This window comes from Sphingomonas bacterium (assembly GCF_903643035.1).
GTDB lineage: Bacteria > Pseudomonadota > Alphaproteobacteria > Sphingomonadales > Sphingomonadaceae > Sphingomonas.
Genome location: NZ_CAHJWW010000203.1, coordinates 1 through 4,913 on the forward strand (window position 1 = coordinate 1; position 4,913 = coordinate 4,913).

Here is a 4,913-nt window from a genome sequence, read left to right on the forward strand (position 1 = left end):
GAAGGAACTCCACGCCAGCGGCGCGACCATCTGCATGGTCACGCACGACGTTCGCTTCGCCCAACATGCGGATCGCGGCATAGACCAGCTCGCGCACCGCCCGCCGGTCCTTCGACCCCGCATAGCGGCGCGCGGCGAAATAGCGCGCGACCAGCGTGTCCGCCGCCGCCCCGCCCTCGCGCGCGGCGGCGATGACGGCGTCGAGCAGCTCGATCGCCGCCTGTACCCGCGCGCCGGGAGTCAAGGCTCCCCTCCCGCTCGCGGGAGGGGTTGGGGCCGCGAAGGAAAGGGATGCACGATCATTCCCCTCCCCTGACCCCTCCCGCAAGCGGGAGGGGGACCCTCACCGCGTCGGATAGTTCGGCGCCTCGCGCGTGATCGTCACGTCGTGGACGTGGCTCTCCTGCAAACCGGCGCCGGTGATCCGGACGAAGCACGCGCGGCGCTGGAGCTCGGGGATCGTCGCCGACCCGGTATAGCCCATCGCCGCGCGGACGCCGCCGACCAGCTGGTGGATGACGTCGCGCGCCGGCCCCTTGAACGCCACCTGCCCCTCGATCCCCTCGGGCACCAGCTTCATCTGGTCCTTGATGTCGCCCTGGAAATAGCGGTCGGCCGAGCCGCGCCCCATCGCGCCGACCGAGCCCATGCCGCGGTACGACTTGTACGCGCGCCCCTGGTACAGGAACGTCTCGCCCGGCGCCTCCGCCGTGCCCGCCAGCAGGCTGCCGACCATGCAGGTCGACGCCCCCGCCGCCAGCGCCTTGGCAAGGTCGCCCGAGGTGCGCAGGCCCCCGTCGGCGATCACCGGCACGTTCGACCTCGCGGCCTCCCCCGCCGCGTCCATCACCGCGGTCAGCTGCGGCACGCCGACACCGGCGACCACGCGGGTGGTGCAGATCGAGCCCGGACCGATGCCGACCTTGATCCCGTCCGCCCCCGCGCCGATCAGCGCCCGCGCGGCTTCCGCGGTCGCGACGTTGCCGGCGATCACCTGAGCGGCGTTGGACATCCGCTTCACCCGCTCGACGGCGCGCGCGACGTCGCGGTTGTGGCCGTGCGCGGTGTCGATGACGATGAGGTCGCATTCGGCGTCGATCAGCGCGGCGGTACGCTCGAAGCCCCGGTCGCCCACCGTGGTGGCGGCCGCGACGCGCAGCCGCCCCGCGCCGTCCTTGGTCGCGTCGGGATAGTTCACCGCCTTCTCGATGTCCTTGACGGTGATGAGGCCGACGCAGCGATAGGCCTCGTCCACCACCAGCAGCTTCTCGATCCGGCGACCGTGCAGCAGTCGCCGCGCCTCCTCCTCGCCGACGCCCGCACTGACGGTGACGAGGTTGTCGCGGGTCATCAGCTCCGCGACCGGCTGGCGCGGGTTCTCGGCGAAGCGGACGTCGCGATTGGTCAGGATGCCGACCAGCCGCCGGTCCTGTTCCACCACGGGGATGCCGCTGATCCTGTGCCGCGCCATCAGCGACCGCGCGTCGGCAAGCGTCGCGTGCGGCATGATCGTGATCGGGTTCACGACCATCCCGCTCTCGAACCGCTTGACCTGCCGTACCGCGTCGCACTGCTCCAGCACGGTCAGGTTCCGGTGGAGCACGCCGATGCCGCCCAGCTGCGCCATCGCGATCGCCATCTCGCCCTCCGTCACCGTGTCCATCGCCGCCGACAGGATCGGGATCGTCAGCGCGATCTCCCGCGTCACATGCGTGCGCGTGTCCGCCGCGCTCGGCAGCACCTCGGATTCGGCGGGGACGAGAAGGACGTCGTCGAACGTCAGGCCGAGGCGGATGTCCATGGGGTGCGTTCGTCTCGCGGCAGGGGGGCGGGTCGCGGCTTCTGTACCCAGCGGGACCGCCGGGCGCCACCCTCCCCCTCCCGTCACCCCGGACCTGTTCCGGGGTTGGCGATGAGGATCAGGCGACTGCCCCGTGGCAGTGCTTGTACTTGCGCCCCGACCCGCACGGGCAGGGCGCGTTGCGGTTGACGCCGCCGATCCAGTCGGCGGGGTCCATGCCCAGATCCCCGGCACTGGGCTGGACCATCTGCATCGGCGCGATCTGCGTCGATACGAGCCCCAGCGGGCCGCCGCCCGAACCCCATGCATTGCCCGCGTCGATGTCCCGCGTATCGTCCTCGCCGGTGAACGGATCGAAATGGGTGGTGAGGAAATCCGGCAGCTCGGGAAGCTCGGGCGGCGCCTGGACCTGGAAATGCGCGTGGGCGATGGTGCGCGTCACGTCCTCCCTGATCCCCGACAGCATCCGCTCGAACAGCGCGAACGCCTCCTGCTTGTATTCGTTGATCGGCGTCTTCTGCGCATAGGCGCGCAGGTGCACGACCTGGCGCAGCGCATCGAGCGTCGACAGATGCTCCTTCCAGTGATGGTCGAGGTTCTGGAGGAGGATCGACTTCTCCACCTGCGTCCACGTCGCCTCGTCGAAGTCCGTGGCCTTGGCCGCGATCGCCGCGTCGGCGGCCTCGCGCACGCGGGTCTCGACGGTCTCGGCGTCGATCGCCTCCTCCTTCAGCCAGTCGTCGACCGGCGGTTCGAGGTTCAGGAGCTCGGCCAGCCGCTTCTTCATGCCCTCGACGTCCCACTGCTCGGGATAGCTATTGGGCGGGCAGGCGGCGCCGACGATGCCGTTCACCGTCTCCAGCCGCATGTCGCCCACCACGTCGCCGACCGTCCCTGAATCCATGATGTCGGCGCGCTGTTCGTAGATCACCTTGCGCTGGTCGTTCATCACGTCGTCGTACTCGACGACCTGCTTGCGGATGTCGTAGTTGCGCGCCTCCACCTTTTTCTGCGCGGTCTCGATCGCCTTGGTCATCCAGCGCGACGGAGGCAGCGCCTCGCCGTCCTCGATCGACGAGCGCATCATCTTGGAGAACATCGTGTCCGGGCCGAAGATGCGCAGCAGGTCGTCGTCGAGGCACAGGTAGAAGCGACTCAATCCGGGGTCGCCCTGCCGCCCCGATCGCCCGCGCAGCTGGTTGTCGATCCGCCGGCTCTCGTGCCGCTCGGTCGCCAGCACGAACAGCCCGCCCGCGGCGAGCACGCGCTCCTTTTCCGCCGCGATCTCCGCCCGGATACGGTCGAGCGCCGCCTCGCGCTCCGGCCCGTCGGGCACGCCCGCCAGCTCGTCCTCGGCGCGGAACTCCAGGTTGCCGCCGAGCTGGATGTCGGTCCCGCGCCCGGCCATGTTGGTCGCGATCGTCACCGCGCCCGCGCGCCCGGCCTGCGCGACGATATGCGCCTCGCGCTCGTGGAAGCGCGCGTTCAGGACGGAATGGACCACGCCCTCCTGCGTCAGGAACTCGCTCAGCAGCTCCGACTTCTCGATCGACACGGTGCCGACCAGCACCGGCTGGCCTCGTTCGGCATGGTCGCGGATGGTGCGGGCGATGCCGCGGAACTTGTCCTCGATCGACTTGTAGAACGTGTCCTCCTCGTCGACCCGCTTGACGACGACGTTGGTCGGGATGCTGACGACGTTCATCTTGTAGATGTCGTAGAACTCCGACGCCTCGGTCGCCGCGGTGCCGGTCATGCCCGCCAGCTTGGGGTACATGCGGAAATAGTTCTGGAAGGTGATGGAGGCCATCGTCTGGTTCTCGGGCTCGATCCTGACCCCCTCCTTCGCCTCCACCGCCTGGTGCAGCCCGTCCGACCAGCGCCGCCCGTCCATCATCCGGCCGGTGAACTCGTCGATGATGATGACCTTGTCGTCCTTCACCAGGTAATCGACGTCGCGCTTGAACATCATGTTCGCGCGCAGCGCCTGGTTCAGGTGGTGGACGACCTGCGTGTTCTCGAAATCGTACAGGTTCGCGCCTTCGAGCAGGCCGGCCTCCTCCAGGATCCGCTCGGCGCGTTCGGTGCCGTCCTCGGTCAGGATGATGGTCTTCTGCTTCTCGTCCATCTCGTAGTCGTCGGGACCAAGCCGCTTCACGACCGCGTCGACGCTCATGTACAGTTCGGACTTGTCGTCGGTCGGCCCCGAGATGATGAGCGGCGTGCGAGCCTCGTCGATCAGCACCGAATCGACCTCGTCGATCAGCGCCATCGCGAACGGCCGCTGCACCATCGACGCGCGGTCGTACTTCATGTTGTCGCGCAGATAGTCGAAGCCGAACTCGTTGTTGGTGCCATAGGTGATGTCGGAGCCATAGGCGTCCCGCCGCTGCTGGTCGGTGAGGTTGGGGACGATCACGCCGACGGTCAGGCCCAGGAACCTGTAGACCTGCCCCATCCAGTCCGCGTCGCGCGCGGCGAGATAGTCGTTGACGGTGATGACGTGGATGCCCTTGCCCGGCAGCGCGTTGAGATAGCAGGCGAGCGTCGCGACCAGCGTCTTGCCCTCGCCGGTCCGCATCTCGGCGATCTCGCCGCGGTGAAGGACGATGCCGCCGATCATCTGCACGTCGAAATGCCGCATCCCCAGCACGCGCCGCGCCGCCTCGCGCACCGTCGCGAACGCCTCGGGCAGCAGTTGGTCCAGCGTCTCGCCGGCGGCGAGCCGCTCGCGGAAACGCTCCGTCCGGCGGGCGAGGTCGGCGTCGTCCATCGCCTGCAGCGAAGCCTCGAACCCGGCGATCTTGGCGAGGAGGGGGTTGAGCGACTTCACGTAGCGGTCGTTGGACGAGCCGAAGAGCGACTTGGCGATGGCGCCGAGCATGGGCATGTTCCTGAATGGCGAGGAGGCGCCGGCGCGCAGGCACCGGACGGATGATGACGAGAGCGGAAGCGGCGGCCGTTGCCGGCCGACGGCTATTCCCGCCGACGCTCCACAAGGCGCCGCGCCGTGACGACGGGGACGGGCCGCGGCATCGCGGGCAGCAGCGCCGGCGACAGGCGGGCGGGCGATGCCACGGCGAAGGGAAGCTGCGCCTGCCGCGCGAGACCG

At 69.2% G+C, this 4,913-nt stretch carries 2 protein-coding genes and 1 pseudogene; all 3 read right to left on the reverse strand.

What is annotated here, in order from left to right:
• A pseudogene (locus HUV01_RS11890) lies at positions 1-244 on the reverse strand (RsmB/NOP family class I SAM-dependent RNA methyltransferase); the annotation flags it as partial.
• Between the two features lie 99 nt (positions 245-343).
• The gene (gene guaB / locus HUV01_RS11895; protein WP_174298458.1) at positions 344-1,801 is read right to left on the reverse strand and encodes an IMP dehydrogenase; all 1,458 of its coding nucleotides are present in this window, start codon (positions 1,799-1,801) and stop codon (positions 344-346) included.
• A gap of 118 nt (positions 1,802-1,919) precedes the next feature.
• Positions 1,920-4,685: a preprotein translocase subunit SecA gene (gene secA, locus HUV01_RS11900; protein WP_174298459.1), complete on the reverse strand. Its 2,766-nt coding sequence runs from the start codon at positions 4,683-4,685 to the stop codon at positions 1,920-1,922.
• Positions 4,686-4,913 lie beyond the last annotated feature (228 nt).

Excerpts from the sequence above, each read along its gene's own strand:
- guaB (WP_174298458.1), bottom strand. The coding sequence starts at position 1,801 with ATGGACATCCGCCTCGGCCTGACGTTCGACGACGTCCTTCTCGTCCCC.
- secA (WP_174298459.1), bottom strand. The coding sequence starts at position 4,685 with ATGCTCGGCGCCATCGCCAAGTCGCTCTTCGGCTCGTCCAACGACCGC.